25 protein-coding genes are annotated in these 26,522 nt (G+C 72.7%); 5 read left to right on the forward strand and 20 right to left on the reverse strand.

What is annotated here, in order from left to right:
* Positions 1–288 precede the first annotated feature (288 nt).
* Complete coding sequence (locus DEJ50_RS05820; protein ID WP_150206518.1) at positions 289–1,800, forward strand: DNA-3-methyladenine glycosylase 2 family protein; 1,512 nt, start codon at positions 289–291, stop codon at positions 1,798–1,800.
* A 63-nt stretch (positions 1,801–1,863) separates the two neighbouring features.
* On the forward strand, positions 1,864–2,370 hold the full coding sequence (locus tag DEJ50_RS05825; RefSeq protein ID WP_150206519.1) for a methylated-DNA--[protein]-cysteine S-methyltransferase: 507 nt from the start codon (positions 1,864–1,866) through the stop codon (positions 2,368–2,370).
* 45 nt (positions 2,371–2,415) lie between these two features.
* On the opposite strand, the gene DEJ50_RS05830 is transcribed toward DEJ50_RS05825, so the two are convergent.
* The 3 genes from DEJ50_RS05830 to DEJ50_RS05840 form a co-directional block, all read right to left on the reverse strand.
* Entirely contained in the window at positions 2,416–2,844 is a 429-nt protein-coding gene (locus DEJ50_RS05830) for a hypothetical protein (RefSeq protein ID WP_150206520.1), read from the reverse strand.
* Positions 2,845–2,905: 61 nt separating this feature from the next.
* Entirely contained in the window at positions 2,906–3,403 is a 498-nt protein-coding gene (locus DEJ50_RS05835; RefSeq protein WP_150206521.1) for an NUDIX domain-containing protein, read from the reverse strand.
* 41 nt (positions 3,404–3,444) lie between these two features.
* Positions 3,445–5,145, reverse strand: coding sequence for a BCCT family transporter (locus tag DEJ50_RS05840; RefSeq protein ID WP_190344303.1), 1,701 nt, complete (start codon positions 5,143–5,145; stop codon positions 3,445–3,447).
* A gap of 154 nt (positions 5,146–5,299) precedes the next feature.
* Between DEJ50_RS05840 and DEJ50_RS05845 the strand changes: the two genes are divergently transcribed.
* A complete protein-coding gene (locus DEJ50_RS05845) occupies positions 5,300–6,448 on the forward strand; it encodes a glycerate kinase (RefSeq protein WP_150206522.1) in 1,149 nt (382 codons plus the stop codon).
* A gap of 119 nt (positions 6,449–6,567) precedes the next feature.
* Here DEJ50_RS05845 and DEJ50_RS05850 read toward each other — a convergent pair whose 3' ends face one another.
* The 13 genes from DEJ50_RS05850 to DEJ50_RS05910 all read right to left on the reverse strand — a co-directional run bounded on the left by DEJ50_RS05850 (position 6,568) and on the right by DEJ50_RS05910 (position 19,768).
* Positions 6,568–7,086, reverse strand: coding sequence for an O-acetyl-ADP-ribose deacetylase (locus tag DEJ50_RS05850; protein ID WP_150206523.1), 519 nt, complete (start codon positions 7,084–7,086; stop codon positions 6,568–6,570).
* Positions 7,087–7,091: 5 nt separating this feature from the next.
* Complete coding sequence (locus DEJ50_RS05855; protein ID WP_150211938.1) at positions 7,092–8,510, reverse strand: phytoene desaturase family protein; 1,419 nt, start codon at positions 8,508–8,510, stop codon at positions 7,092–7,094.
* A 91-nt stretch (positions 8,511–8,601) separates the two neighbouring features.
* Complete coding sequence (locus DEJ50_RS05860; RefSeq protein ID WP_150206524.1) at positions 8,602–9,429, reverse strand: inositol monophosphatase family protein; 828 nt, start codon at positions 9,427–9,429, stop codon at positions 8,602–8,604.
* 354 nt (positions 9,430–9,783) lie between these two features.
* Positions 9,784–11,040 (reverse strand): DUF6545 domain-containing protein, encoded by a 1,257-nt coding sequence (locus DEJ50_RS05865; protein WP_150206525.1) that lies wholly within the window; start codon positions 11,038–11,040, stop codon positions 9,784–9,786.
* On the reverse strand, positions 11,037–11,492 hold the full coding sequence (locus tag DEJ50_RS05870; RefSeq protein WP_150206526.1) for a toxin-antitoxin system, toxin component: 456 nt from the start codon (positions 11,490–11,492) through the stop codon (positions 11,037–11,039). The genes DEJ50_RS05865 and DEJ50_RS05870 overlap by 4 nt, the downstream gene beginning before the upstream one ends.
* A 187-nt stretch (positions 11,493–11,679) precedes the next feature.
* A complete protein-coding gene (locus DEJ50_RS05875; protein WP_150206527.1) occupies positions 11,680–12,429 on the reverse strand; it encodes a hypothetical protein in 750 nt (249 codons plus the stop codon).
* 95 nt (positions 12,430–12,524) lie between these two features.
* Positions 12,525–13,529, reverse strand: coding sequence for a TIGR03842 family LLM class F420-dependent oxidoreductase (locus tag DEJ50_RS05880; protein WP_150206528.1), 1,005 nt, complete (start codon positions 13,527–13,529; stop codon positions 12,525–12,527).
* 13 nt (positions 13,530–13,542) lie between these two features.
* The gene (gene hydA / locus DEJ50_RS05885) at positions 13,543–14,943 is read right to left on the reverse strand and encodes a dihydropyrimidinase (protein ID WP_150206529.1); all 1,401 of its coding nucleotides are present in this window, start codon (positions 14,941–14,943) and stop codon (positions 13,543–13,545) included.
* A 12-nt stretch (positions 14,944–14,955) separates the two neighbouring features.
* Entirely contained in the window at positions 14,956–16,251 is a 1,296-nt protein-coding gene (locus DEJ50_RS05890; protein WP_150206530.1) for an aspartate aminotransferase family protein, read from the reverse strand.
* A complete protein-coding gene (locus DEJ50_RS05895; RefSeq protein WP_150206531.1) occupies positions 16,248–17,090 on the reverse strand; it encodes a nitrilase-related carbon-nitrogen hydrolase in 843 nt (280 codons plus the stop codon). Before DEJ50_RS05895 ends, DEJ50_RS05890 begins: the two co-directional genes overlap by 4 nt.
* Before the next feature lie 137 nt (positions 17,091–17,227).
* Positions 17,228–18,799: a hypothetical protein gene (locus DEJ50_RS05900; RefSeq protein ID WP_150206532.1), complete on the reverse strand. Its 1,572-nt coding sequence runs from the start codon at positions 18,797–18,799 to the stop codon at positions 17,228–17,230.
* Positions 18,800–18,844: 45 nt separating this feature from the next.
* Positions 18,845–19,225, reverse strand: coding sequence for a PPOX class F420-dependent oxidoreductase (locus tag DEJ50_RS05905; RefSeq protein ID WP_150206533.1), 381 nt, complete (start codon positions 19,223–19,225; stop codon positions 18,845–18,847).
* 291 nt (positions 19,226–19,516) lie between these two features.
* Positions 19,517–19,768 (reverse strand): helix-turn-helix domain-containing protein, encoded by a 252-nt coding sequence (locus DEJ50_RS05910; protein ID WP_150206534.1) that lies wholly within the window; start codon positions 19,766–19,768, stop codon positions 19,517–19,519.
* A gap of 64 nt (positions 19,769–19,832) precedes the next feature.
* Here DEJ50_RS05910 and map point away from each other — a divergent pair, with 64 nt between their 5' ends.
* Positions 19,833–20,600, forward strand: a complete 768-nt coding sequence (gene map, locus DEJ50_RS05915) for a type I methionyl aminopeptidase (protein WP_150206535.1) — start codon at positions 19,833–19,835, stop codon at positions 20,598–20,600.
* Here the strand turns inward: map and ggt are convergent, their stop codons facing one another.
* Positions 20,601–22,394, reverse strand: coding sequence for a gamma-glutamyltransferase (ggt, locus tag DEJ50_RS05920; RefSeq protein ID WP_150206536.1), 1,794 nt, complete (start codon positions 22,392–22,394; stop codon positions 20,601–20,603).
* Positions 22,395–22,479: 85 nt separating this feature from the next.
* On the opposite strand from ggt, the gene DEJ50_RS05925 reads away from it, so the two are divergent.
* Positions 22,480–23,205 (forward strand): aspartyl/asparaginyl beta-hydroxylase domain-containing protein, encoded by a 726-nt coding sequence (locus DEJ50_RS05925; RefSeq protein WP_150206537.1) that lies wholly within the window; start codon positions 22,480–22,482, stop codon positions 23,203–23,205.
* Here the strand turns inward: DEJ50_RS05925 and DEJ50_RS05930 are convergent.
* From DEJ50_RS05930 to DEJ50_RS05940, 3 genes are all read right to left on the reverse strand, one after another.
* Positions 23,165–24,427, reverse strand: a complete 1,263-nt coding sequence (locus DEJ50_RS05930) for a cytochrome P450 (RefSeq protein ID WP_150206538.1) — start codon at positions 24,425–24,427, stop codon at positions 23,165–23,167. The genes DEJ50_RS05925 and DEJ50_RS05930 overlap by 41 nt on opposite strands.
* A 95-nt stretch (positions 24,428–24,522) precedes the next feature.
* Positions 24,523–25,056, reverse strand: a complete 534-nt coding sequence (locus DEJ50_RS05935; protein WP_150206539.1) for a hypothetical protein — start codon at positions 25,054–25,056, stop codon at positions 24,523–24,525.
* A complete protein-coding gene (locus tag DEJ50_RS05940) occupies positions 25,053–26,498 on the reverse strand; it encodes a sensor histidine kinase (RefSeq protein WP_150206540.1) in 1,446 nt (481 codons plus the stop codon). The genes DEJ50_RS05935 and DEJ50_RS05940 overlap by 4 nt, the downstream gene beginning before the upstream one ends.
* Between the last annotated feature and the right edge of the window lie 24 nt (positions 26,499–26,522).

Consider the following 26,522-nt stretch of genomic DNA (forward strand, 5'->3'; position numbering starts at 1 on the left):
CGTCCCTCCCCCGGGGGCCGCCCGACAGTCCTTGTCTTTCCGGGACCGGCCGTCCTGTCAAGGGTGGAGCGCAGCGACATCGCGGAGCGACGCGACGAAGGAGCGCCCTTGACAGGGCGGACGGGCACGGAAGGACACTGAGGACTGACGGGCAGCCCCCGGGCCACCCGCACCCCCGCGCCCCCTCGCTCCGCCCCAGAGAAAACACCCGCCCCAGCCCCCCGCCCCGTATCCTTGATGTCGGAAAACCGCCAGCCGCGGCACCCCCACCCCCCGGATGCTGGATCCATGCACACCGACACCGAGCGTTGCGTCAGGGCCGTCCAGTCGAAGGACGCGCGGTTCGACGGGTGGTTCTTCACCGCCGTGCGGACCACCGGGATCTACTGCCGGCCGAGCTGCCCCGCCGTGCCCCCCAAGGTCGAGAACATGACCTTCCTGCCCAGTGCCGCGGCCTGCCAGCAGGCCGGCTACCGGGCCTGTAAACGGTGCCGGCCGGACACCAGTCCCGGTTCGCCGGAGTGGAACGCCCGGGCCGATGCCGTGGCGCGGGCCATGCGGCTCATCCGGGACGGGGTCGTCGACCGGGAAGGCGTGCCGGGGCTGGCCGCCCGGCTGGGGTATTCGACCCGGCAGGTGGAACGGCAGCTGAACGCCGAGCTCGGGGCCGGGCCGCTGGCCCTGGCCCGGGCGCAGCGCGCCCAGACCGCGCGGCTGCTGATCGAGACCTCGGCGCTGCCGATGGCCGACATCGCCTTCGCGGCCGGCTTCTCCTCCATCCGGACCTTCAACGAGACAGTCCGCGAAGTGTTCGCCCTGGCCCCCGGTGAACTGCGCGCCCGAGCCGGACACACCAGGAGCAACGGCAACGGCAACGGTCCGGCCCCCTCCCCCTCCCAGACCCCCGGCACCCTGTCCCTCCGCCTCCCCTACCGCGCCCCGCTCAACCCGGACAACCTCTTCGGGCATCTCGCGGCAACGGCCGTCCCCGGGGTGGAGGAGTGGCGGAACGGGGCCTACCGGCGGACGCTCCGCCTGCCGTACGGGACCGGGGTGGTGTCCCTGACCCCGCAGCCGGACCACATCGGCTGCCAGCTGGCCCTGACCGACCTGCGGGATCTGACGATCGCGATCAGCCGGTGCCGGTGGATGCTGGACCTGGACGCCGATCCGGAGGCGGTGGACGAGCAGCTGCGGGCCGATCCGCTGCTGGCGCCGCTGGTGGACAAGGCGCCCGGGCGCCGGGTGCCGCGTACGGTCGATGCGGCGGAGTTCGCCGTACGGGCCGTACTCGGCCAGCAGGTGTCCACAGCAGCGGCCCGCACCCATGCGGGTCGGCTGGTCGCCGCGCACGGTGAGCCGGTGGCCGATCCGGACCCCAGCGGGGGCCTGACCCATCTCTTCCCCTCCCCCGAGGCGCTCGCCGGGCTGGACCCGGAGACGCTCGCACTGCCCCGCAGCCGCCGGACGACGCTGACCACGCTGGTCGGAGCGCTGGCGGACGGTTCACTGCCACTGGGCATCGACAGCGACTGGGAGGCCGCGCGGGCACAGCTCGCGGCGCTGCCGGGGTTCGGGCCGTGGACCACCGAGGTGATCGCCATGCGCGCGCTGGGTGACCCGGATGCGTTCCTTCCGTCCGATCTCGGGGTACGTCGGGCCGCGGCCGGGCTGGGACTGCCGTCCTCGCCCTCCGCTCTGACCGCCCGGGCGGCGGGCTGGCGGCCGTGGCGAGCGTACGCCGTCCAGTACCTGTGGGCGACGGACGACCACCCCATCAACCTGTTGCCCACCGTCTGACCGCCCGCCCCCTCCCCTCCCCTCCCATCCCCCCACCACCGTTCACTTCTCAGGAGAGTCATCGTGAACAGCAAGCACCACGCAGTCGTCGACAGCCCCTACGGGCCGCTCACCCTGGTCGCCACCGAGGGCGTCCTCAGCGGCCTCTATATGACCGGGCAGCGGCACCGGCCGCCGGAGGAGGCCTTCGGTGTGCGGGTCGATGCCGCCGAGGAGCCCTTCCCCGAGGTGGCGCGGCAGCTGACGGCGTACTTCGCCGGGGAGTTGACCGAGTTCGACCTGCCGGTCCGCCTCGAGGGCACCGAGTTCCAGCGCAGCGTCTGGGCGCAGCTCCAGCGCATCCCGTACGGCGAGACCTGGTCGTACGGGGAACTGGCCGGCCGGCTCGGGAAGCCGAACGCCTCCCGGGCGGTAGGCCTGGCCAACGGGAAGAACCCGGTCGGGATCATCGTGCCCTGCCACCGGGTGATCGGGGCGTCGGGGAGCATGACCGGGTACGGCGGCGGGGTGGATCGGAAGGAGCGGCTGCTGGCCTTCGAGGCAGGCGAACGCACCCTCCTGGACAACTGAACCTCGCGTCGCCCCGCCCCAGCCCGCGTACCGCGCCCAGCCCGCCTAGACCACGTTCACCGGGACAAGGAGCGCGAAGGCCACTCCCATCTCGACCGCGTACCCGTACATCGAGGGGTGCGGGACGGGGGCGGCCATGATGACCATGCTCTGCTGGGTGGCAGCCGCCGCAATCCATTCGGTGGGGGCGCCGATGGTGCCCTGGTACCAGCCCTCGCAGGCGCCCGGGCCGCTGACCAGCAGGACGTCGTCATGGCGGCGGTATTCGGCGAGCCAGCCAGGAGCAGTCTGGGCCCAGCCGTCGTAGTCGGTGAAGTGGGCCCAGCCGCCGTCCCGGATGGCGCTGTCGAAGAGCCAGACGGGCTGTCCGTCGGGCGTGGTTTCGCTGCCCGACTGTTCCTCGGTGGTGAAGTGGACCATCGGCAGAGCGTCGGGCCCGTCGGCGGTGCTGGGCCAGGCGTACATGGTGATCATGATCTGATTCTGTCCTGCTCGATGTAGGCGCTGTGTTACTGCGCTGTGTTGCTGCACCCCGTCAGCGGGGTGCCGGGCTGCCGTTCTCCAGTTCCGCGGTGCCCTCGCCCGACTCCAGGACCCGGTAGGCCTCTTGGATGCGGCGGCCGAGCGATCCGGGGAGGTGGGCGGTGAGTTCGGCGGGCTCGACGAGCTTCCAGGAGAGGAGTTCCTCCTCCTGGAGCTTGATGGAGCCGAGCTGTTCCCCGTCGAGTACGCCGCCGTCGTAGACGTACGCGACCAGCGGCGGACGGGCGGTGCCCAGCACCCAGTCGACGGCGAGCAGACGGCCGAGCGGGAGGTCCAGGCCGATTTCCTCGGCGCTCTCGCGGCGGGCCGCGGTGCGCGGGGACTCACCCCGGTCGGATTCGATGGTGCCGCCGGGAAGGGCCCAGCCCTCGCGGTAGTTGGGTTCCACGAGCAGGACCCGCCCCTCGGCGTCGCGGAAGAGCGCGGCGGCGCCGGCCAGCACCCGGGGCAGGCTCGCGATGTAGGCGGCGTAGTCGTCTGTGGTGGTCACGCCGCCACCCTACCGAGCCGCGCCAGGCCCGTTCAGGGGGGTCAGAACGGGCCGTCCTCAGGATCGTGGCTGCGGGATTCGGCGGCGCGGCGGAGCCGGAAGTGGCGGCCCGGGGCCTGTTCGGTGAGGGCGTCGCCGACCATGGCGCGGACGGCGTCCCGCATACCGTGCAGGGCGTGGTGCCGGGCGGGGCCGGCCCCGGGGTCGGTGCGGAGTTCCTTCACCAGCGCCCAGCAGACGAGCAGCATCACGATCACAAAGGGCAGTGCGACCAGGATGGTGGCGGTCTGGAGGGATTTGAGGCCGCCGGCGACCAGCAGGACTGCGGCCACGGCGGCCATCAGCACGCCCCAGGTGACCACCAGCCAGGTGGGCGGGTGCAGGGAGCCGCGGCTGGTGAGCGAGCCCATGACGAGGGAGGCGGAGTCCGCGCTCGTCACGAAGTAGGTCATGACCAGCAGCATGGCCACATACGAGGTGACGGTGCCCAGCGGCAGGGCGTCGAGCATGGCGAAGAGGGAGGCCTCGGCACCGTCCTTGATCTTGACGGTGAGGTCGGCGACGCCGGTGGAGTCCAGGCGGATGGCGGTGCCGCCCATCACGCAGAACCAGACCACGGTGGCGCCGGACGGGACGAGGAGGACGCCGATGAGGAATTCGCGGATGGTGCGGCCGTGCGAGATGCGGGCGATGAAGGTGCCGACGAAGGGCGCCCAGGAGAGCCACCAGGCCCAGTAGAAGATGGTCCACGCGCCCAGCCAGGCGCTGTCGGTGAAGGCGCCGGTACGGGTGGCCATGGGCAGGAGTTCGTGCAGGTAGCTGCCGATGCTCGCGGGGACCACATCGAGGATGTAGACGGTGGGACCGAGCAGGAAGACGAAGGTCATCAGCGAGGCGGCCAGCACGACGTTGACGGTGCTGAGCCATTTGACGCCCTTGTGCAGGCCGGAGAAGGCGGAGAGCACGAAGGCGGCGGAGAGCGAGCCGATGATGATCAGTTCGAGGGCGGTGGAGTCCTCGATCCCGGTGGTGATGTGGAGGCCCTCGGCGACCTGGAGGGCGCCGAGTCCGAGGCTGGTCGCGGTTCCGAAGACGGTGGCGAAGACGGCGAGCAGGTCGATGGCCTGGCCGGGCCGGCCGTCGGCGCGGCGTTGGCCGATGAGGGGGACGAAGGCGGAGCTGAGCCGGTTGCCGCGGCCCTTGCGGAAGGTGGCGTAGGCGAGGGCGAGGCCGGCGATGCCGTAGATCGCCCAGGGGGTGAGGGTCCAGTGGAAGAAGGAGTAGTCGAGGGCCGCCTGGGCGGCGTCGCCGCTCTGCGGGGCGGCGCCGGAGGCGGGCGGCGGATGCAGGTAGTGGGTGAGGGGTTCGCCGACGCCGTAGAACATGAGGCCGATGCCCATGCCCGCGCTGAACATCATCGCGATCCACGCGAGGTTGGTGAACTCGGGTTCGGAGTCGTCGGCGCCGAGCCTGATCCGGCCGAAACGGCTGATCGCCAGGACCACGCACATGACGAGGAAGACGTCCGCGGCGATCACGAACAGCCAGGCGAAATTGGCCAGGACCCAGGCCAGGGCGGAGCTCGAGGCGCTGTCGAAGGAGTCCTTGGCGAGGGCTGCCCAGGCGACCACGGCCAGTACGGCGATCACTCCTACGGTGACCACCGTGCGGTCGGGGGCGGCGCCCCCGGGGGCGTCCGCCGGGCGGTCCGGGCGTGGCTGTTCCAGTGGATCCGTACTCATGTGGCCCCACTATGGGGAGGAAAATCACCTTTTAGCGGTATGGCGCGCCGGGTGCAGGCGCGGCGTGATCCAGGACACCCATGGGCATAGGAGGATCCTCCGGATAGGCTCGGGGTGGCGCGACTGCACGTTCGATAGCAAGGGATCAAGCAAGGTGGCGGACGGAGCAGTAACTGAGGCCGCGCGCGTTCTCATCGCCGCGGACAAATTCAAGGGCTCGCTCACGGCCGTACAGGTCGCGGAGCGGGTGACGGCGGGCCTTCGCAAGGCCGTACCGGGCGTGGAGGTCGAGACCCTCCCCGTCGCGGACGGCGGCGACGGTACCGTGGCGGCTGCTGTGGCGGCCGGTTTCGAACGCCGGGAGGTACGGGTCACCGGGCCCCTCGGTGAGCAGGTCACGGCGGCTTTCGCGCTGCGCGACGGTACCGCGGTGGTCGAGATGGCGGAGGCCTCCGGGCTGCAGCTGCTGCCGGCCGGCGTTTTCGCGCCGCTGACGGCGACCACGTACGGCTCGGGTGAGGTACTGAAGGCCGCGCTGGACGCGGGTGCGCGCTCGATCGTCTTCGGGGTGGGCGGCAGCGCCACCACCGACGGCGGTGCGGGCATGCTGGCCGCACTCGGCGCGGTGTTCCTGGACGCCGAAGGGGAGCCGGTCGGTCCGGGCGGTGGCGCGCTGGCGTCGCTGGCCTCGGCGGACCTGTCGGGCATCGACCCGCGCTTCGCGGAGGTCGATTTCGTCCTCGCGAGCGATGTGGACAACCCGCTGACCGGCCCGAAGGGCGCGCCGGCGGTGTACGGGCCGCAGAAGGGGGCCACCCCGGAGGACGTGGCGACGCTGGATGCGGCGCTGGCGCACTTCGCGCAGGTCCTGGAGAAGGCGATCGGGCCGAAGGCCGCGGAGCTGGCGGCCTCCCCGGGCGCGGGCGGCGCGGGCGGTATCGGCTATGGCGCCCTGCTGCTCGGTGCGAGCTTCCGGCCCGGTATCGAGCTGATGCTGGAGGTGCTGGGCTTCGCCCCGGCCCTGGAGCGCGCCACCCTGGTGATCACGGGTGAGGGCTCCCTGGACGAGCAGACCCTGCACGGCAAGGCGCCGGCGGGCGTGGCCGCGGCTGCACGGGCGGCGGGCAAGCCGGTGGTGGCGGTGTGCGGTCGGCTGCTGCTGGAGCAGGAGGCGCTGCAGGCGGCGGGTATCCGCCGCGCCTATCCGCTGACCGAGGTCGAGCCGGACACCGCGAAGTGCATCGCGAACGCGGGTCCGCTGCTGGAGCAGGTCGCGGCGAACATCGCGGCCGACGTGCTCTGACCGTACGCAGTAAGCCGTACGCCATACGCCGCACCCAGTACGCGTTGCGGCAGGCGCCGCGGACGAAAGAGGCCCCTGGCCCCGGGATGCTTCCCGGGGCCAGGGGCCTTTCCGGATCGCTACGGGGCGTGGAGCTGCTCGGCGAAGGCCGCGTAGGCACGGTCGTCGAAGAGGACGAACCGGACCTCTTCCACGGGGGCCAGGGCCGCCGTGCGGGCGGTCTCCACCGCGATACGGGCGCCGTCGTCCATCGGCCAGCCGTAGATTCCGGTGGAGATGGCCGGGAAGGCCACCGTACGGGCGCCCAGCTCGGCGGCGATCCGCAGCGACTCGCGGTAGCAGGAGGCCAGCAGCGCCGAGCGGTCCTCCTCGCGCGACCAGACCGGGCCGACCGTATGGATCACATGCTCGGCGGAGAGCCGGCCGGCGGTGGTGGCGACGGCCTGGCCGGTGGCGAGGCCCTTGCCGTAGTGGGAGGCGCGCAGGGCCCGGCAGGCGGCCAGGATCTCGGGGCCGCCGCGGCGGTGGATGGCGCCGTCGACCCCTCCGCCGCCGAGGAGGGAGGAGTTGGCGGCGTTGACGATCGCGTCGGCCGTCTCGGCCGTGATGTCGCCCTGGACCAGGGTGATGCGCACCATCGGGATCAGCGGGCCCTTCTGAGGTGGCGCCAGACCGCCTTCGCCGCGTTGTGCCCGGACATGCCGTGGACGCCGGGGCCGGGTGGGGTGGCCGAGGAGCAGAGGTACACGGCCGGGTGGGCCGTGGTGTAGGGGAACAGGGAGAGTTTGGGGCGGAGCAGGAGCTGGAGGCCGGAGGCCGCGCCGCAGGCGATGTCGCCGCCGATGTAGTTGGGGTTGCGGGCGGCGAGCTGGGGCGGGCCGGCCGTGGCGCGGGCGAGGACCAGGTCGCGGAATCCGGGGGCGAAGCGCTCCAGCTGCCGTTCGACGGCGTCGGTGAGGTCGCCGTCCCAGCCGTGCGGGACATGGCCGTAGGCCCAGAAGACGTGCTTGCCCTCGGGGGCCCGGGTGGAGTCGACCAGGCTGGGCTGGGCGGTGATCAGGAACGGGGCGCGGGGGGCGCGGCCGGAGGTGGCGAGTTGCAGGGCGGCGTCGATGTCGCGGGTGCGGGGGCCGATCTGGACGGTGCCGGCGCGGCGGGCGGCTTCGGCGGTCCACGGGACCGGGCCGGACAGCGCGTAGTCGATCTTGAAGGCGGCTGCGCCGTAGCGGTAGCCGTCGTAGGCGTGTCCCAGGCCGGCGATCCGGGCCAGTGCGGTGGGCGAGGTGTCGAAGACGTAGGCGCGGGCCGGGGGGAGATCGTCGAGGCGTTTGACCTCGAAGCCGGTGTGTACGGTGCCGCCGAGCTCGCGGAGGTACCCGGCGAGGGCGTCGGGGATCGCCTGGGAGCCGCCGCGCGGCATCGGCCAGCCGTTGGCGTGCGCGGCCAGGGCGAAGACCAGGCCGACCGCGCCGGTGGCGATCCCGCCGAGCGGGGCGATGACGTGCGCGACCAGGCCGGCGAACAGGGCCCGGGCCCGCTCGTCGTGGAAGCGGCTCAGCAGCCAGGTGGCGGGCGGCAGCCCGGCGAGGCCGAACCGGGCCAGGGTCACCGGGTCCCGGGGCAGCGCGGTGGACGGCAGGGACATGAAGTCCCGGGCGAGGGTGTCCCAGCGGCCGAGGAAGGGGTTGACCAGGCGCCGGTAGGTTCCGGCGTCGCGCGGCCCGAGGGAGGCGGCGGTCTCGGCCACCGAGCGGGACAGCACGGCGGCCGTCCCGTCGTCGAAGGGGTGGGCCATGGGCAGGGGGGCGTGCAGCCACTCCAGGCCGTGGCGGGCGAGCGGCATCGTGGCGAAGACGGGGGAGCCGGCGGCCAGCGGGTGCACCGCCGAACAGGGGTCGTGCCGGAAGCCGGGCAGGGTCAGCTCCTCGGTTCTGGCCCCGCCGCCGATGGTGTCCGCCGCTTCGAACACGGCGACCGAGAATCCGCGCCGGGCGAGTTCGACGGCGGCCGTCAGCCCGTTGGGCCCCGCCCCCACGACGACCGCGTCGAGAATCGACGGCACCATGCGACTCCTTCGTCCGGTTCGTCCAGCTGTCCTTCGTCTGCCTGCGGCACTGGCTGCACGGCTGCACTGGCCCTGGAGGGCCAGCGTATTACCGGTCGCCGCGGAGCAGACCCCTGATCCGCGCCACGGTGGGCTCGTCTCGGGCGACGACGAACGGCAGGGCGTTGTCCCGGTCGATGCGGAACGGCTCGTCCGCCACCGTGCTCTGGGCTCCGCCCGCCTCGGCCACGAGCAGCAGACCGGCCGCGTGGTCCCAGGCCGAGGGCCAGTTGAAGGCGAGGGCGTCCATTTCGCCGCGGGCCACCTTCAGGTACTCCAGGCCGGCCGATCCGCAGGGCCGGGGGGCGACACCGGGGACATCCAGCCGGGCCAGGATTCTTTTGTCATGTTCGCTGGTGTAGAGCGGGTGCGCGGTGGCCACCCGCAGCTCGGCGCCGGGCTCCGGGGAGCCGCTGCGGATGGTCTCGCCGTCGACCTGGGCACCCTGGCCGCGGACGGCGGTGGCGAGGGTCTCCAGGGCGGGGGCGTAGGTCCAGGAGGCGTGGATCTCGCCGTGCAGGGCCAGGGCGACGAGGGTGCAGAAGGCGGCTTCGCCGTTGACGAACTGCCGGGTGCCGTCGACCGGGTCGACGATCCAGACGGGCGCGTCGCCGCGGAGCGCCCCGTACACGGTGGGGTCGGCGTGCACGGCCTCCTCGCCGACCACCACCGAGCCGGGCAGCAGCTTGGTGAGGGAGGCGGTGAGGTGCTCCTCGGCCATCCGGTCGGCGACCGTCACCAGGTCGTGCGGGCCGCTCTTCTGGTCGACCTCGTGCTCGGCGAGCTGCCGGAACCTCGGCATGATCTCGACTGCTGCGGCCTTGCGGACGGCCTCTTCGACATCGGGGAGGCGGCGTGCCAGAAACTCATCGATCATGCGGTCCATCAGACCACGCCGGGCCGACAATCCCCACCGGTATGGGTGACGGCCGGATGAACCCCGCCAACCTGCCCGGATGACCGAACGGCCCCGCCGGTCCGCCGACCGGGTCCGCGCCCGCCCGTCACGGACGGGAATCGAACGCCTGTCAGACAGAGTTCCACCAACCGGTACGGGCGTCTCCCGGTTCGTGTGGGGACCTCATGAGGGAACCTGCCGGATTTCAACTGGCGTTGATTCACGTCAAACCATGGTTGATAACCGGGCGTTGAGCCGCTACGGTCCTCGGGAAGGCCATGGCATGGCGCACACGTCGGTGGCTGACGCGGTAGCCCGAACGGCCGCCGGCCGTCAGGTCCCGCCGGTGAGGGCACGCCCACGGGGGTGGAGTGCCCTCACCGGCGCCGGCGCGAGCGCCCGGGAGATCGACACCAGGAGATCGCGGTCCGCCGCCTCCGCGGCACGCACCGCGGCCACCGCGAGGGCGCCCTGCTCCGTCGACTCCGCCGCCGGTGGCGAGGTACGGGCCCGCGCCTCCGCCGCCGCCGTGAACATGGCGGCGAGGCCGGCGGCCACCGCCTCGCGCTCCGCGACCCCGCCCTCCTTCGCCTGCCGGTAGCCCGCCTCACGCGCCTCGTCGGTGCAGTGGACGCACAGCGAGAGCATCCAGTCGTGGATGGTGGTCATCCGGTAGAGGAGGGCCTGCTCGGGTCCGGCGTACCACGGCGGGGGGAGGAACATCCTGCTGCCGGGGGTCAGCCCGGACCGGGTGACCAGACGCCACAGGGGCCGCAGGGCCCTGATGCCGAGCAGGGGGTGCCACACCCGGTCGATCAGCGCGGGCCCGTACGCCGGTACGAGGAGCCCGACCCCGATCATCATCCCGCTGGCCGACATGAAGGGCGACAGGCTGTTGTTGAGCACGTCCCAGTCCCGGCCGGCCCAACGGGCGGCGATGGCGGTCAGCTTGAACAAGCCGAAGACGATGTTGGCCAGGGCGGCGACCACCAGCACGAGCAGCCCGATCTGCAGGGGCCGGTCGACCGAGGTCTTGGTCTCCTGCCGCGCCGTCCGCCTTCCGACGTCGAGAAGCCAGCTCCAGCAGACGACGGTGGTGGCCACCCCGGCCGCGATGTACCCGAGCAGATAGAGCACCAGCATTTCGCTGATGAACGGGGTGGCGGCGTAGTACGTGTCGAAGTCCCGCGGACGCTCCACCGGGACATCGCCCAGCGCGAACAGCCCCACCAGGGCGGCGATCACCACGCAGCAGCCGGTCTTCCACACCCGTACGCGTCGGCGCGTACGGGGACAGTCCGCCGACTCCGCCCGCCAGTAGTCCAGCAGCACCAGGGACGCACACGCATAGGCGGTCATGATGCAGTGGACGAGGAGGGCCGAGAGGTTGCTGATGCCGGTGAGCCGGTTGACGGCGGTGACGGTCGGCGGGGAGGAGAGGATGAAGCCTGCGCAGGGCAGGAGCAGCAGGGCGTTCACCGTACGGACCGTCGCGCTGCGCCACCCGCGCACCAGGGCCGGCAGCTTCGCCAGCAGGGCCGCGCCCAGGACGGCGGCGGGCACGTAGTAGTCGGCGCCTTCGTGTATCACCGGCCCCCCAGGGACTCCCAGATGCGCCCGTCCCGCTCGCCGGGGGGCGTGCTGCTGCGGGTGCCGAGCAGGAAGGGCCGGAACTTGGCCCCCAGCAGCCGGCCGAACCGCTCCGCCCGCCGTTCCTCGGCGAGGTCGTAGTCGGTGCGCGCCGCAACCTGGGCGGCCCCGCCGGAGCGGTCCTCGGCCTCCCTGCGGTGCCACAACTCGTGGCCCAGGATCACCATCTGATGGACCGGCAGGGTGTTCTGCTCCACCGCGATCACTTCGTGGTCACCCAGGTCGATCCAGAGCCCGCTGACCGTGCCCGGCGGGAACGGCTCCAGCATCAGACGGACCTCGCGCCCGCTGCTCGCCGACACGAAGGCGCAGACCGCGTACAGCAGTTCACGCGGTGCCGGTGCGAGCGGGCGCATCACCCCGTCGAACAACTCGTCCCGGTGGCGCTTCATTTCACGGGATATACGCACCGCGTCCCACATGTCTTCCCCACCCGGACGCTGTTGCCGGCACACCGCTCATCGAGCCCCCCGAACGGATGCACGGCACTCTGTCAGTCGTGCGCCCGCGACAGTAGCCACTCGGGACGGCGGAGGCAACTGCGGTCCAGCACGGGCATCGTCCCTGGCCAGGGGCCGTTTACCGGCTCTCCCGGGCACGTTCCTCGCGCGAGCGCCGGGCAATGGACTCGATGAGGGCGATGATGGGCTGTGCGGTGTCGTCGGGGACGTCGGCGAGCGCCCGTGCGGCATAGCCGACGACGCCGAGATCGGAACCGGAGGCAGCACCGGAACCGGCAGAACCGACAGAACCGGCAGAGGCCAGGGTGTCTGCGTTCCTGAGGCGCTGGATGTGCTCGTCCTGGCGCGCCACGGTCCGCTCCAGCAGGTCCTTGTGGATCCGCTGGAGCACCCGGTCCAGGGCCTCGGCGGGCTCGGCGACCAGGAACTCGATGCTCTCTCCGAAGAAGTCGGCTATCCCGGCCGCGTGATCGAGGTTCGGGGCCTTCCCCGTCTTGATCATCTTGTCGAGCCACTGCGCGCTCGTTCCCGCACCGGCCGCGATGTCCGCCAGCGAGTACGCACGCCGCTGGCCGTCGGGGGTGGTCCGCAGCCGGGTACGGCGCAGGAAGACGATCCGGGCGACCACCCGGCGGTGGCGCTCTTCCACCGGGTCCACCCGGTCCGCCGCTCCGCCGCCGTTGCCCGGCGCCTGTTGCTGACCGCGCAACAGCGCGTGTACGTCCTCGACGGGCAGCCCGGAGGCGTACGAGAGGCCGCCCTCGCCCTCCACCCGGAGCAGGTCCTCGCCTTCGAGACCGGCACGTTCGAGCAGGGACCTGATGCGCCCGGCGGTCCTGACGGGATCCGCGGCGGACCTCTCGCTCATTCCTGCTCCCCCGCTCCATGACTGGGCCGATGCCGAATCAGAGCGTCAAACACTATCGACTCCGGCTCGGCATCAGCAACCAAAGATGAAAGACATCAGCCCGCATTGACCGCCGGGATGATGCGGGAGCCGTACGCGTCGATGGTGGCCTCCCTGGCATCGTGCATGTCGTAGACGGCGAACTGGTCGACGCCGAGGTCACGCAGGGCCCGCAGCTTCTCGATATGGGCCTCGGCGGGCCCCAGCAGGCAGAACCGGTCGACGATCTCGTCCGGCACGAAGTCGGTGGACGGGTTCCCGGCGCGGCCGTGGTGGCTGTAGTCGTAGCCCTGCCGGGCCTTGATGTACTCGGTGAGTGCCTCCGGGACCATCGAGGAGTGCTCCCCGTAGCGGCTGACCAGGTCGGCGACATGGTTGCCGACCATGCCGCCGAACCAGCGGCACTGATCCCGGGCATGGCCGAGGTCATCGCTCACGTATGCGGGGGCCGCCACGCAGATGGTGATCGCGGCGGGGTCCCGGCCGGCCGCGGCGGCGGCCTCGCGGACCGCTTGGACCATCCATTCGGTGAGGTAGAGGTCGGCGAGCTGGAGGATGAATCCGTCGGCCTTCGCCCCGGCGAGGGCGAGGGCCTTCGGCCCGTACGCGGCCATCCAGACCGGCAGCTTGCCGCCCTTGACCCACGGGATGCGGATCGGGTTGCCGTCCACGGTCGCCTCGCGCCCCTCGGCGAGATCGCGGATGACCTCGATGGCCTCGCCCAGCCGGGCCAGGGTGTTGGGCTTGCGGCCGGCCACCCGCATGGCCGAGTCCCCGCGGCCGATCCCGCAGACGGTGCGGTTGCCGTACATGTCGTTGAGGGTGGCGAAGGTGGAGGCGGTGACCTCCCAGGTGCGGGTGCCCGGGTTGGTCACCATCGGGCCGATGTGCATCTTCTGCGTGTTGGCGAGGATCTGGCTGTAGATGACGAAGGGTTCCTGCCAGAGCACGGCCGAGTCGAAGGTCCAGCCGTAGCGGAAGCCGTTGCGTTCGGCGCGCTTCATGAGGCTGACGACCTGGGAGGCCGGCGGGTCGGTCTGGAGGACGAGGCCGAAGTCCATGCGGGGACTCTCCTTACAGGTACTGGCAGGTGGAGCGGTGGACGAAGGCCCCGTGTCCGGCCCGGCCGGTGTACTCGCGCCGGTCGATGACCAGCTCGCCGCGCGAGAGGACGGTGTCGACCCGCCCGGTGATCCGCTTGCCCTCGTACGCCGAGTAGTCCACGTTCATGTGGTGGGTCTCGGCGGAGATGACCTGCTCGGCGTGCGGATCGTAGAGGACGATGTCGGCGTCCGAGCCGGGGGCGATGGTGCCCTTCTGCGGGTACATGCCGAACATCCGGGCCGGGGTCGCGCAGGCGATCTCGATCCAGCGGCGGCGGCTGATGTGCCCGTCCAGGACCGCCTGATGGAGGAGGTCCATCCGGTTCTCCACCCCCGGAAGCCCGTTGGGGATCTTCGAGAAGTCGCCCCGGCCGAGTTCCTTCTGGCCGCGGAAGCAGAACGGGCAGTGGTCGGTGGAGACCACCTGGAGGTCGTTGGTGCGCAGGCCGCGCCAGAGGGCCGCCTGGTGCTCCCTGGGGCGCAGCGGCGTGGAGCAGACGTACTTGGCGCCCTGGAAGTCGGGCTCGGCGAGGTTGTCGGTGGAGAGGAAGAGGTATTGGGGGCAGGTCTCGCCGAAGACGGGCAGCCCCTTGTCCCGGGCCGCGGCGAGCTCGGCGACGGCCTCCTCGGCCGAGACATGGACCACGTACAGCGGGGAGCCGGCCACCCGGGCCAGTTGGATGGCCCGGTGGGTGGCCTCGGCCTCCAGCAGCACCTTGCGGACCTCGCCGTGGTGGCGCGGGTCGGTCTCGCCGCGCGCCAGGGCCTGTTCCACCAGGACGTCGATGGCGATGCCGTTCTCGGCGTGCATCATGATCAGCCCGCCGTTGGCGGCGCCGCGCTGCATCGCGCGCAGGATCTGTCCGTCGTCGCTGTAGAACACCCCGGGGTAGGCCATGAACAGCTTGAAGGAGCTGATGCCCTCCTCCACCAGGAGGTCCATCTCCTTGAGGGTGTGCTCGTTGACGTCGGAGAGGATCATGTGGAAGCCGTAGTCGATGGCGCAGTTGCCGTCGGCTTTGGCGTACCAGGCGTCGAGGCCCTCGCGGAGCGAGTGGCCGACGCTCTGGACGGCGAAGTCCACGATGGTGGTGGTGCCGCCCCAGGCGGCGGCCCGGGTGCCGGTCTCGAAGGTGTCGGAGGCGAAGGTGCCGCCGAAGGGCAGTTCCATGTGGGTGTGGGCGTCGACGCCGCCCGGGATGACGTACTTCCCGGTCGCATCGATCGTACGGTCGGCCGTCCAGGCCCCGGCGGCTGCGGAGCCGTGGGCGGCCAGGGCGGCCACCCGGCCGTCCTCGACGAGGACGTCCGCGTGGAGTTCGTCGGCGGCGGTGATGACCAGGCCGCCGCGGATCAGGGTGCGGATGCTCATGGTGCGGTCCCCCTACTGGATGGCGCCCAGGGCCTGTTCGAGGATGGCTGCGCCCTCTTCCGCCTCGGTGACGGTGAGGGAGAGCGGAGGCGCGATGCGCAGCACGCTGGTGTTGTGGCCGCCGCCCTTGCCGAGCAGCAGGCCGCCTTCGCGGGCCGCTTCGAGGACGGCGCCGGCCGCGTCGGGGGCGGCCTGGTCGGTGCCCGGCCGGGTGAGTTCGATGCCGGCCATCAGGCCGCGGCCCCGGACATCGCGGACGGCGGGCACGGCGGCGCCGATGGCGCGCAGCCGCTCCAGGAGCAGGCCGCCGACCCGGCGGGCGTTGCCCTGGAGGTCGTGTTCGAGGAGGTAGCCGAGGTTGGCGAGGCCGGCCGCCATGGTGACGGGTGAACCGCCGAAGGTGGAGATGGAGTTGGCGTCCAGGCAGTTCATGATCTCGGCGCGGGCGACGACCCCGCCGATGGACATGCCGTTGCCGATGCCCTTGGCGAAGGTGAGGATGTCCGGCGGGCCGTTCTGGGCGTGCGCCTGCCAGCCCCAGAAGTGGTCGCCGGTGCGGCCCCAGCCGGTCTGCACCTCGTCGCTGATCCAGAGGATGCCGTGCCGGTCGAGGACCTCGCGGAAGGCCCCGTACAGGCCGTCGGGCGGGGAGGTGAACCCGCCGACGCCCTGGATGGGTTCGGCGATCAGGGCGGCCACTCCCCCGCGGGCCTGGCCGAGTACGTCCTCCAGATCGGCGACGGCCGCGGCGGTGAAGGCGGTGTCGTCGAGGTCGGCGAAGGGGCCGCGGCTGCGGACGGCGCCGTGCACGTAGTACGTCTGGAGGGGCGACAGGCTGGTCGGGGACCAGCCGCGGTTGCCGGTGATCGAGACGGTGGAGAAGGACCGGCCGTGGTAGCTGTTGCGCATCGCCAGGATCTGGTTGGAGCGGCGGTACGCGGTGGCCAGGAGCAGGGCGGTGTCGTTGGCCTCGGTGCCGGAGGTGGTGAAGAAGACCCGGGCGTCGGGGATGCCGGAGAGGGCCGCGACGCGTTCGGCGAGTTCCACCATGGGGCGGTTGAGGTAGAGGGTGGAGGAGTGGATGATCCGCCCGGCCTGGTCGGCGACGGCCTTGGTGACCTCGGGGAGGGCGTGGGCGGTCATGGTGGTGAGGATGCCGCCGAAGAAGTCCAGGTAGCGGTTGCCTTCGGCGTCCCAGACGTGCCGGCCCTCGCCGTGGGTGAGCTCGATGGGGTGCCGGTAGTAGAGGGCCAGCCAGTCGGGGAGGACGTTTTGGTGCCGGTGGTGCAGGCTGTTCGGGTCGGTCACGGCTGAACCAGTCCTCCGTAGGCGTCGGGGCGGCGGTCGCGGTAGAAGGCCCACTGGGTCCGGACCTCGGTGATCAGGTCGAAGTCCAGGTCGCGGACGAGGAGTTCCTCCTCCTTGTCGCTGGCGACCTCGCCGACGAACTGGCCGCGGGGGTCGACGAAGTAGCTGGTGCCGTAGAAGTCGTTGTCCCCGTACTCCTCCCGGCCGACGCGGTTGATGGCGGCGACGAAGTACTCGTTGGCCACGGCGGATGCGGGCTGCTCCAGCTGCCACAGGTGGGAGGAGAGCCCGCGGTGGGTGGCGGAGGGGTTGTAGACGAGCTGGGCTCCGGCGAGGCCGAGCTGGCGCCAGCCCTCCGGGAAGTGCCGGTCGTAGCAGATGTAGACGCCGACCTTGCCGACGGCGGTGTCGAACACCGGCCAGCCGAGGTTGCCCGGGCGGAAGTAGTACTTCTCCCAGAACCCCTTGACCTGGGGGATGTGGTGCTTGCGGTACTTGCCGAGGTAACTGCCGTCGGCGTCGATGACGGCGGCGGTGTTGTAGTAGAAGCCCGAGCTCTCCACCTCGAAGACCGGTACGACGATCACCATGCCGGTCTCGCGGGCGAGGTCCTGCATCCGGCGGAGGGTGGGGCCGTCCGGGACGGGCTCCGCCCAGCGGTAGTGCTCGGGCTCCTGCACCTGGCAGAAGTAGGGCGCGTTGAAGACCTCTTGGAAGCCGATGATGCGGGCGCCCTGGGAGGCAGCCCGACGGGCGTGCTCCTCGTGTTTGGCGATCATCGAGTCGGTGTCGCCGGTCCAGGAAGCCTGGACCAGCGCGGCGCGGACGATGTGGGCCATGAGCTGCTCCTCGCCTCTACGCACGTAGACGATGTGCGTAGGTACGAGACCGTAAGCCTCGCCACAGTCCGGGGCAAGACCACCGCGCACGGTCGGAGTAGTCGATCAAGTCAGGTCTTCCGGCGGTCGGAATCGACTCAATTCCGTTCGTTTTTCAGGCCGGCCACGCGCAGGGCATGGACCAGATCGCGGTGGCAGCGGGCGGAGACCGCGCCCGCGGTTTCGAGCAGCCACGGAGCCAGCCGGTCCGGGTCGCGGCGGGCCAGCCGGGCGGCTTCCTCGGCGGGGCGGGCCCGGACGAACGCGTCGAGCAGCGCCTCGGCCTCGCCGGTACGGCCGGCCGCGCCGAGGGCGAGGACGGCCTCGGCGATCTCGGCGGCGGGGCGGGCGACGCCCTCGCGCAGCAGCCGGCCGCGGTCCGGCTCGCGGCCGGCCGCGCCGAGCGCGGTCGCCGCCGCGCTCAGCCGCTCGGGCGGCAGGGTGGCCGCGGCCTCCCAGAGCAGCGTGGCCCAGTCGGGGGCCAGCCCGGCCCGCTCCAACTCGCCTGCGAGGAGCGGCAGCCGCTGGGCGGGCCAGGCGGCGGCTTCGCAGAGCAGGACGTGCGCCTCGCCGGTACGGCCTTGGCCCCGCAGCCCGATGAGCTCCGCGACGAGCCGGGGGACGGCGAGTTCCGCGGGGGCGGGGGCCGCGGCCGGGGGCTGTGCGGGGGCCGGGCCCGGCTCCTCCGGCGCCGGGTCCGGCCGCCCGTAACGGGCACCCCGGGGAGCGGCCTGCGGCTGCTGCTGGTGCGGCAGTTCGGGCACCACCGCTCCGGCGGCCGGGGCCCCGCCGTAGCGGGCGCCGCCGCCACTGCGCCGGGCCGCTCCGCGCAGCCGCCGACCGCCGGGAACCGGCGCCGGCCGGGACCCACCGTCCCCACCGTCTCCGGCCGCCTCCTGCCCCGGCCGCTGCCGCGGTACTCCGGGCAGCGAGCCGGCGTCCGGGTCCGGGTCCGGGCCGGCGGCGGGCCACGGCGCGGGTACGGGCGGTGCGGGTACGCCCGGCGAGGCCGTGGGCGGTGAGGCCAGGGGCCTCGATGGCGCAGGCGACGGGTCCGCGGACGGCGAGACCACGGGCGGTGGGACCACGGACCATGAGGCCACGGGCGGTGAGGCCGCAGGGGGTGGGGCCACGGGCCCTGAGGCCACGGGCGGTGGGGTTGCTAACGCGGCCAGGCGTTGCGCCAGGTCCCGGCAGCGTGCGGCGGCGCGGGCCAGGTCGTCCTGGGTCCAGGAGTACTCGCCGGTCAGGAACTCCGACTCGGCCGGGTCCGCGGACCTCTCCAGCCGGGCCGACAGCGCGTGCAGGGCCGCCTCGGAGGCGGCCCGCTGCGCGCCCGCCGAGGCGAGCAGCGAGCGGAGTTCCTCCGCTCCGCCGGGCAGCCGGTCGTATTCGGCCACCGCCGCCTGCCGGAGCTCCGCCGCCCGGGCTGCCGCGCGGGCCGTGAACTCCTCGCCCGCGACCGCCGCCAGGTCCTGGAAGAGCGACTCCAGGACGTCCCACGGCGGCATCGCGCTGCCGTTCAGGCAGGCCCGCATGCCTTCCGGATCTCTGCGCAGGAACTCGCCGTACCAGCCCGAGCCGGGGTCCAGGTGGGTGGTCAGCCGCCTCAGGTGGGCCGCCAGCCGGTCGATCGCCGTCGCTCCGTCGAGAGAAGTCGCGGTCTCCATGGGCGCATTGGACCGCATCCGTGTTACAGGAGGACTACGGGAATCTCAAACCTTGACGGCGATGCCGGTGTGCGGGCGACGCCCGAGCCGGACGGCCGCGGCGGGCAGGTCCACGATCCAGAACTGCCAGCTGTACTTCCGCGCCATCAGCTTCCGCACCCTCCGCAGCCCGGCCTCGTCGAGCAGCCGCGCCGTACCCTCCAGGACGGGGGTGCCGGGCGTGATGCGTCCGCGCCGGTCGCAGGCGGAGAGGGTGACGTGCCCGTTGGCGCGGATCCGCCTGACCTTCCAGGAGTCCTCTCGGGTCCAGATGTACAGCTCCCCCGCGTCGGCCACCGCCCAGACCGGCGTGGCCACCGGGGTGCCGTTCTTGCGGAAGGTGGTCAGGCTGACGTACCTGGCCCGGCCGAGCTCCTCGATCGTCACCCCGCCCGCGTTCCCGCCGGCTCCTGCTCCAGCCCCTGTCCCTGTCCCTGTCATGGGCCCAGCCTAGGGGGTGTCCGGTGGCGGGCGTGGGAGTGGCTGTCCGGGGTGGTGCAGGCGGCGACGAGCAGGCCGCCCGCGAGCAGGGCACCGATGAGTCCGAGACCGATCCGCTTGACTGCGTTGTGTGCTGACACGGGTTCAGCTGTGCCCGGTGGAGCGCGGCCCGCACCGCCCGTTGGGCCGTTCGGCCGCCCGGCCGGGCGGTCTGACCGGGCCGCCCGGCCCGCCGGCTCAGGCCGCGACGAAGGCGCAGCGGCGCAGCAGGTCGTCCATGGACAGGCCGAGGGCCTGGGCGAGGGCGGCGATCGTGAAGAAGGCGGGGGTGGGGGCCCGGCCGGTCTCGATCTTGCGGAGGGTTTCGGCGGAGAGACCGGCGGAGGCCGCGACCTCGACCATGCTCCGGCTGCCGCGCGCCTCGCGCAGCAGCAGGCCCAGCCGCTCGCCGCGCTCGCGCTCTTCGGGGGTGAGGGGGGTACGGACCATGCACCCATTCTAATACCGGCCCAGCCCCGCCCCACCCCATTTTTATACCGGTATAGTTATTGGCATGGTGGAACTGAAGACCGAACACGAGATCGAGCAGATGCGCGCCGCCGGCCGGGTGGTGGCCACCGCCCTGGCCGCCGTACGGGAAGCGGCCCGGCCGGGGGTCTCGCTGCTGGAACTGGACGCGGTGGCCCGCGAGGTGCTCCGCGAGGCGGGCGCCGGCTCGCCCTTCCTCGGCTACCGGCCGCACTTCGCGCCGGTGCCCTTCCCCGGGGTGATCTGCACCTCGGTCAACGACGCCATCGTGCACGGGATCCCCGGCAGCCGGCGGCTGGGAGACGGCGATCTGGTCAGCATCGACTGCGGCGCCCTGCTGGACGGCTGGGCCGGCGACGCGGCGATCAGCTTCACCGTCGGCCGGGCCCGCCCCGCCGACCGACGGCTGATCGCCACCGCCGAGGCGGCGCTGGCCGCCGGAATCGAGCAGGCCCGGCCCGGCAACCGGATCGGCGACATCGCGCACGCCATCGGCACGGTCTGCCGCACCGCCGGCTACGGCATCCCGGACGGGTACGGCGGCCACGGTATCGGCCGCGCCATGCACGAGGACCCGGGCGTACCCAACGAGGGCCGCCCGGGCCGCGGCATGCTGCTGCGCGCCGGCATGGTGCTGGCGATCGAGCCGATGGTGACCGGGGGCGGCGGGGACGGCTACCGCACCGACCGCGACGGCTGGACCCTGCGCACCACCGACGGCAGCCGGGCCGCCCACGCCGAGCACACCGTCGCGATCACCCCGGCCGGCCCCCGGATCCTCACCACGCTGTAGCTAGTGCTGCGGCCGGACCACCATGGCCGAGCCGCCGCCCCGCCGGGTCTTCTCCGCCGCCGCCAGCCAGCGGCCGTCCGGCAGCCGCTGCACCCCGGTGGCCGCGCCGATCTCCGGGTTCTGCCGGAAGCCCTGTCCCAGCGCTTCGAGTTCGGCCCGCAGCGGGCTGTTCCACAGCCCCGGTTCCAGCTCGGTGGTGGTCTGGTTGCGCTGGCTGGCCCGCGGCGCGGCAATGGCCTCGACCAGCGGCAGGCCGCGGTCCAGGTGGCCGGTCAGGGTCTGCAGCACGGTGGTGATGATGGTGGCGCCGCCCGGGGAGCCCACCGCGAGGACCGGACGCCCGTCCTCCAGGACGATGGTCGGCGACATCGAGGACCGCGGCCGTTTGCCGGGTCCGGGCAGGTTGGGGTCCGGCACGCCGGGCGCGGCCGGGGCGAAGGAGAAGTCGGTCAGTTCGTTGTTGAGGAGGAACCCGCGGCCCGGCACGGTGATGGCGCTGCCGCCGGTGGACTCGATGGTGAGCGTGTAGGAGACGACGTTGCCCCAGCGGTCGGCGACCGTGAGGTGGGTGGTGTTCTCGCCCTCGTAGGTGGTCGGGGCGGTCTGCCCGGTACTGCCGCACGGAACCGGACGGCGCGGGTCACCGGGGGCGAGCGGGCTGGTCAGGGCCCGGTCCGGGCGGATCAGGCAGCCGCGCGTGTCGGCGTACCGCTGGGAGAGCAGCTCCCGGGTGGGCACGTCCTCGAAGGCCGGGTCCCCGACCCAGCGTCCGCGGTCGGCGAAGGAGATCCGGGAGGCCTCGATGAACCGGTGCAGGTACTGGCTCTCGGAGAGCCCGGCCAGATCGGTGCCCTCCAGGATGTTGAGGGCCTCTCCCACGGTGGTGCCGCCCGAGGAGGACGGGGCCATGCTGTAGACGTCCAGGCCCCGGTAGCGCACATGGGTGGGCGCCTGCCGCTTGGTCCCGTACGCCCGCAGATCGGCGGCGGTCAGATCACCCGGCCGGACGATCCGGGTCGCCGCCGGGTCCACGGGCGGGGTGCGGACGGTGTTGACGATGTCCCGGGCGATCGGGCCCCGGTACATGGCCCCGGTGCCCTTGCGGGCGATCTCCGCGTAGGTGTCGGCCAGATCGGGGTTCTTGAAGGTGGAGCCGACCACCGGCAGCTGCCCGCCGGGCAGGAACAGCTCGCGGGTGGCGGGGAAGTCCCGGAACCGGGCCTCGTTGGCCTCGGTCTGGGCGCGGAAGGTGGGGTCCACGGTGAAGCCGTGGCGGGCCAGCTTCTCGGCCGGGCGCAGGAGCTGTCCCAGCGGGCGGCTGCCCCAGGAGTCGAGCACGGTCCGCCAGGTGGCGGGGGTGCCGGGGACGCCGACGCCCCGGCCGCTGGTCTGGCCCTCGGCGAAGGGGATGGGGACGCCGTTCTCCTGGAACAGCTCCGCGGTGGCGCTGGCCGGTGCGGTCTCGCGGCCGTCGACGGTGTGCACCCGGCGGCTCTTCGCGTCGTAGTAGACGAAGTACCCGCCGCCGCCGATGCCCGCCGAGTACGGCTCGGTCACCCCGAGTGCGGCGGCGGTGGCCACGGCCGCGTCCACCGCGTTGCCGCCGGACCGCAGCACCGCGATCCCGGCGGCCGAGGCGTCGGGGTCCACGCTGGCCACGGCCCCGCCCCGGCCGACCGCCTCCGGCACCTTGGGCGGAACCGCCACGGACGTGGGCGGAGCGGCGGCCCCGGTGGAGACCAGGGCCCCGGCGAGGGCGACGAGCGCTAACTGACGTGCCGCGGGACGACGCATCCGTTCCTCCAAACGTGAGGTCGGCACTGTAACTTCACCGCACCCCCCGCGTCAGGAGCGCAACGGTGCAGCTACCATCCGCCGCATGAACGACGACGTGCGCGACATCCTGCTCGGGTTGATAGCCGCCGCGCTCAGTGCCGGGGTCGGCTGGTCGGCGCGGACCTACCTGTGGCGCCGCAGGCTCCGCCGCAAGCAGGCGTTCTTCGGCCTGCCGACCGGCTGCGACTGCCTGTTCGTGGTCAACCGGCAGATGGGCGGCAAGGAATCCTCGGTGCACCGCAACGACGCGTTCGCACTGCTGGAGATATCGGCGTTGATCAAGGACTGCGGGGCGAACGTGCAGATCGTCACGCACGACGAGGCGCGCCAGGGCTTCGGCGACCGCGCCGAGTTCTGTGTCGGCGGCCCGTCCTCCAACACCCGTACGGTGGCGCACCTGGCCTCGATGCTGCCGGGGGTACGGGTCAACACCGGCGCCGATCCGGTGCCGGACCGGGGCGCGATCCAGGTGGGCGGCGAGACCTACCGGTGGGAGCCGGGCCAGGCGGAGTACGTCCTGCTGGCCCGGCTGAAGGGCGGGGAGGGCGGCCGGCCGGTGTTCCTGCTGTCGGGGCAGACGGCGGTGAGCAACCAGGCCGCCGCCCGCTACCTGGCCCGGCACCACGAGCGGCTGGCCCGGAAGCACGGGTCGGATCCGTTCTGTCTGCTCCTGAAGGTGGTCAACTCGCAGGCGTACGGTCCCGATGTGTCCGAGCTGACCGCGGATGTCACCCGGGCCGCCCTGACACCCGCAGCGGCAGCCGCGTGATCCCGTTGATGAAGTTCGACACCAGCCGGCGCGGCGGGGCGGCCAGTTCGGGCGGCGGCATCAGGGCGGTCCACTCCTCGTAGAAGGTGCGCAGCTGGAGCCGGGCGAAGTGGGCGCCGAGGCAGACGTGCGGGCCGTCCCCGAAGGAGACGTGCGGGTTGGGTGCCCGGTCGAGGTCCAGCCGTGCCGGGTCGGTGAAGACGCGCTCGTCGTGGTTGGCCGAGGCGTGGAAGACCACCACCTTCTCCCCCGCCCGGATCCGCTGCCCGGCCAGTTCGGTGTCGACGGCGGCCGTGCGGCGGAAGCTGAGCACCGGCGGGTGCACGCGCAGGAGTTCGTCCACGGCCCGGGCCGGGTCGGTCCGTCCCTCGGCCAGTCTCCGGTATGCGTCCGGGGCGGCGGCCAGCGCCAGCAGCCCGCCCGGGGCCGCGCTGCGGACGGTGTCGTTGCCGGCGACGGTGAGCAGGAAGAAGAACATCTCCAGTTCGGCATCGGCCAGTCCGGCTTCGGCGAGGGTGGTCATCAGGTCTTCGGCGGGATGCCGGCGTTTGTGGGCGGCGAGCTCGCGGGCGTACTCGAACATTTCGCCGAGCAGGGCCGGGGAGCGCGGGTTGACGGGCCGCCCGTCCGGGCCGAGCACCGGTGCCGGGGCGTCCTCCGGGTCCTGGTAGCCGATGATCCGCACGGTCCAGTCCAGCAGCAGGCCGCGGTCGGCGGCCGGGACTCCCAGCAGGTCGGTGAGGTTGAGCAGGGCGTACTCGTCGGTGACCGTGCGGACCAGGTCGGCGGTGCCGTCCTCGGCGGCGTCCCGGGCGGCGGTCAGCAGGGTACGGGCGCGGTCGCGGACCCGGCCGGCGAAGGCCTCGATGCGGCCGGGGGTGAAGGCGCGGGCGGCCAGCCGGCGCAGCCGGCCGTGCTCCGGAGGGTCCTGGTTGAGCATGGTGCGGCGGAGGAAGGGCAGGTCGGCGGGGTCGGGGTCGCGGATCTGGGTGGCGCCCAGGCAGGAGGAGTACGTGCGGTGGTCGCGCAGTACCCGGACGGTGTCGGCGTGCCGGGTGACCGCCCAGAAGCCGGGCCCGGCCGGCCAGCCGAGGAGCTCGGGCTCGCTCTGCCGGGCCACCGGATGGTGGTCGCGGAGCCTGCGGTAGCGGTCGTGCGGGATGCCCTCGGCATAGCGGCGGGGGTCGAAGACGTCCGGGATGCCGGGGGCGGGTTGCTCCATGGCCGCCACAGTGCGTGCCGGGGCCGCGGCTCCGCAAGACCGCGGCCGTCGGACGGTCATGGCCGGGCCCGGCCATGACCCACCGGACACCCCTCCTAGTTCAGGCCGCAGCGTTCCGCCGGCAGGCTGCCGTCGGGGCCGGTCAGGACCAGCTCGGACGACCCCCGGCCGGGGGTGGCGAAGGCGACGGTGCACAGCACCTGACGGCGGGCGAGCGGGCTCAGCCTGGCGACCGGGAAGCCCACCCGGACCTCGAGAACACCGTCCGAGCGGTTGGTGAAGGCGGTCGCGTGGAAGAGGTCCTTCTCGGGCCCGGAGGGCAGCTCGGTGGTCAGGCCGGCCGCGGTGTCCGCCTCCTCGGGGCCGTTCATCAGCAGCCGGACAAGCTCCGGGGCGGAGTAGGGCGGGTACCGGTGGCGGGGCACCGGGGCGAGCCGGCCGGCCGGGTCGACCAGGTAGATCATGGCGGTCCCGTTGGGGTCGCCGACGCTGACGGAGGCCGCCTGGCCGCTCTCGATCACCCAGGTGGGCTCGATGCCGCAGCCGGAGAGCAGCAGGGCGAGCAGTGCGGCGGCGCCGGCCGCGGCGACCGGGCGCCCGCCGCGACGGGGGCGGAGTCTGCGGTTCATTCGCGGGCCTCCAGCGGCATGTCGACGGTGAACACCGCACCACCGGCGGCTCCGTTGGCGGCGCGCACGGTCCCGCCGTGCAGCCGGATGTTCTCCAGGGTGATGGCCAGGCCCAGACCGCTGCCGGAGGAGCGGGCCCGGGAGGCGTCGGCCTTGAAGAAGCGGTCGAAGATGTGCGGCAGCACCTCGGGGGCGATACCGGGTCCCCGGTCGGCGACCTCGACCACCAGCCGGTCCCCGCCGGAGCCCGCCGCGGTGTGCACGGAGACCTGGACGGGGGCCTCGCCGTGCTTGAGGGCGTTGCCGACCAGGTTGGCGAGGATCACGTCGAAGCGGCGCGAGTCCAGCCGGGCCCGGACGTTCCGGGGCAGCTGGGTGACGACCTGGCCGGGCCCCCACTGGCGGCGCTCCAGGGTCTTGGAGACGGCCTCGGCGATGTCCACGTCGTCCAGGTTGAGTTCGGCGGCGCGGGCGTCGAAGCGGGAGATCTCCATCAGGTCCTCGACCAGCACGGCGAGCTTGCCGGTCTCGGTGCTGACCAGCCGCAGTGCCCTGGCGGTGTCGGGGTCGAGATGTTCGGCGTCCTCGTCGAGGACCTCGGTGACGGCGAGCATCCCGGCCAGCGGGGTGCGCAGTTCGTGCGAGACGTCGGCGGCGAACCGGCGGGCCCGGGCCTCGGCCTGCTGGAGTTCGTCCACCGACTTCTCCAGGGCCCGGGCGGTCTCGTTGAAGGTCCGGGCGAGGCCCGCGAGTTCGTCGGCGCCCCGCACCTCCAGCCGGGTGTCCAGCCTGCCCTGCCCGATCCGCTGGGTGGCGCGCCGCAGGTCGCGGACCGGCCGGAGCACGCTGCGGGCGGCGATCAGGGCCGGCACCAGGGCGATGGCGAGGCCGGGGAGGGCGCCCTGGCGGGCGGCGTCGACCATCAGGCTGACGGTGGCCTGCTCCGAGATCAGCGGCATGGTGAGGTAGAAGACCAGCCCGGTGGGCTGCCGGATGCCGTCGTGGGTGAAGGCGGCCGGCATGCCGACGACCAGGGTGGGGGTGCCGTCCGGGCCGGTGACCCGCTGGAAGGCGGCGAGGTTCCCGCCCGTCACCCGGGCCCGCAGCTCCGGGGTGATCAGGGGGGAGGTGGGCCGGTCGGTGGTGGAGATCCGGATCGAGCCGTACTCGGCGTACAGGTACCAGGGGTGCGGCTTGCTGCGCTTGGCGATCTCGTTGATCATGCGGCGCAGGGCCTGCTCGTCGAGGGGCAGGGGGATCGCGGCCAGGTTCTCGACCTGGTCGCGGAGGGTTTCTACGGCCACGTCCTGGGACTGCCGCAGGATGGCGGTACGCGCCTCCCGGTAGGTGAACGCGGCGGTGCTCACCGCACTGATCGCGGCCACCAGCAGGAAGGCGGCGATCAGGCGGGTGCGCAGGCCGAGCGGGCGGAAACGTATCACCGAGGTGCCCCGGTGCTCGTCGTC

This window comes from Streptomyces venezuelae (assembly GCF_008642295.1).
Classification (GTDB): Bacteria; Actinomycetota; Actinomycetes; order Streptomycetales; family Streptomycetaceae; genus Streptomyces; species Streptomyces venezuelae_C.

Excerpts from the sequence above, each read along its gene's own strand:
- DEJ50_RS05860 (WP_150206524.1), bottom strand. The coding sequence starts at position 9,429 with ATGATCGATGAGTTTCTGGCACGCCGCCTCCCCGATGTCGAAGAGGCC.
- DEJ50_RS05840 (WP_190344303.1), bottom strand. The coding sequence starts at position 5,145 with ATGAGTACGGATCCACTGGAACAGCCACGCCCGGACCGCCCGGCGGAC.
- DEJ50_RS05935 (WP_150206539.1), bottom strand. The coding sequence starts at position 25,056 with ATGAACCGCAGACTCCGCCCCCGTCGCGGCGGGCGCCCGGTCGCCGCG.
- map (WP_150206535.1), top strand. The coding sequence starts at position 19,833 with ATGGTGGAACTGAAGACCGAACACGAGATCGAGCAGATGCGCGCCGCC.
- DEJ50_RS05900 (WP_150206532.1), bottom strand. The coding sequence starts at position 18,799 with ATGGAGACCGCGACTTCTCTCGACGGAGCGACGGCGATCGACCGGCTG.
- DEJ50_RS05875 (WP_150206527.1), bottom strand. The coding sequence starts at position 12,429 with ATGAGCGAGAGGTCCGCCGCGGATCCCGTCAGGACCGCCGGGCGCATC.
- DEJ50_RS05910 (WP_150206534.1), bottom strand. The coding sequence starts at position 19,768 with ATGGTCCGTACCCCCCTCACCCCCGAAGAGCGCGAGCGCGGCGAGCGG.
- DEJ50_RS05820 (WP_150206518.1), top strand. The coding sequence starts at position 289 with ATGCACACCGACACCGAGCGTTGCGTCAGGGCCGTCCAGTCGAAGGAC.
- DEJ50_RS05870 (WP_150206526.1), bottom strand. The coding sequence starts at position 11,492 with ATGAAGCGCCACCGGGACGAGTTGTTCGACGGGGTGATGCGCCCGCTC.
- DEJ50_RS05880 (WP_150206528.1), bottom strand. The coding sequence starts at position 13,529 with ATGGACTTCGGCCTCGTCCTCCAGACCGACCCGCCGGCCTCCCAGGTC.
- DEJ50_RS05850 (WP_150206523.1), bottom strand. The coding sequence starts at position 7,086 with ATGGTGCGCATCACCCTGGTCCAGGGCGACATCACGGCCGAGACGGCC.
- DEJ50_RS05925 (WP_150206537.1), top strand. The coding sequence starts at position 22,480 with ATGAACGACGACGTGCGCGACATCCTGCTCGGGTTGATAGCCGCCGCG.
- ggt (WP_150206536.1), bottom strand. The coding sequence starts at position 22,394 with ATGCGTCGTCCCGCGGCACGTCAGTTAGCGCTCGTCGCCCTCGCCGGG.
- DEJ50_RS05830 (WP_150206520.1), bottom strand. The coding sequence starts at position 2,844 with ATGATCACCATGTACGCCTGGCCCAGCACCGCCGACGGGCCCGACGCT.
- DEJ50_RS05930 (WP_150206538.1), bottom strand. The coding sequence starts at position 24,427 with ATGGAGCAACCCGCCCCCGGCATCCCGGACGTCTTCGACCCCCGCCGC.
- hydA (WP_150206529.1), bottom strand. The coding sequence starts at position 14,943 with ATGAGCATCCGCACCCTGATCCGCGGCGGCCTGGTCATCACCGCCGCC.
- DEJ50_RS05895 (WP_150206531.1), bottom strand. The coding sequence starts at position 17,090 with ATGGCCCACATCGTCCGCGCCGCGCTGGTCCAGGCTTCCTGGACCGGC.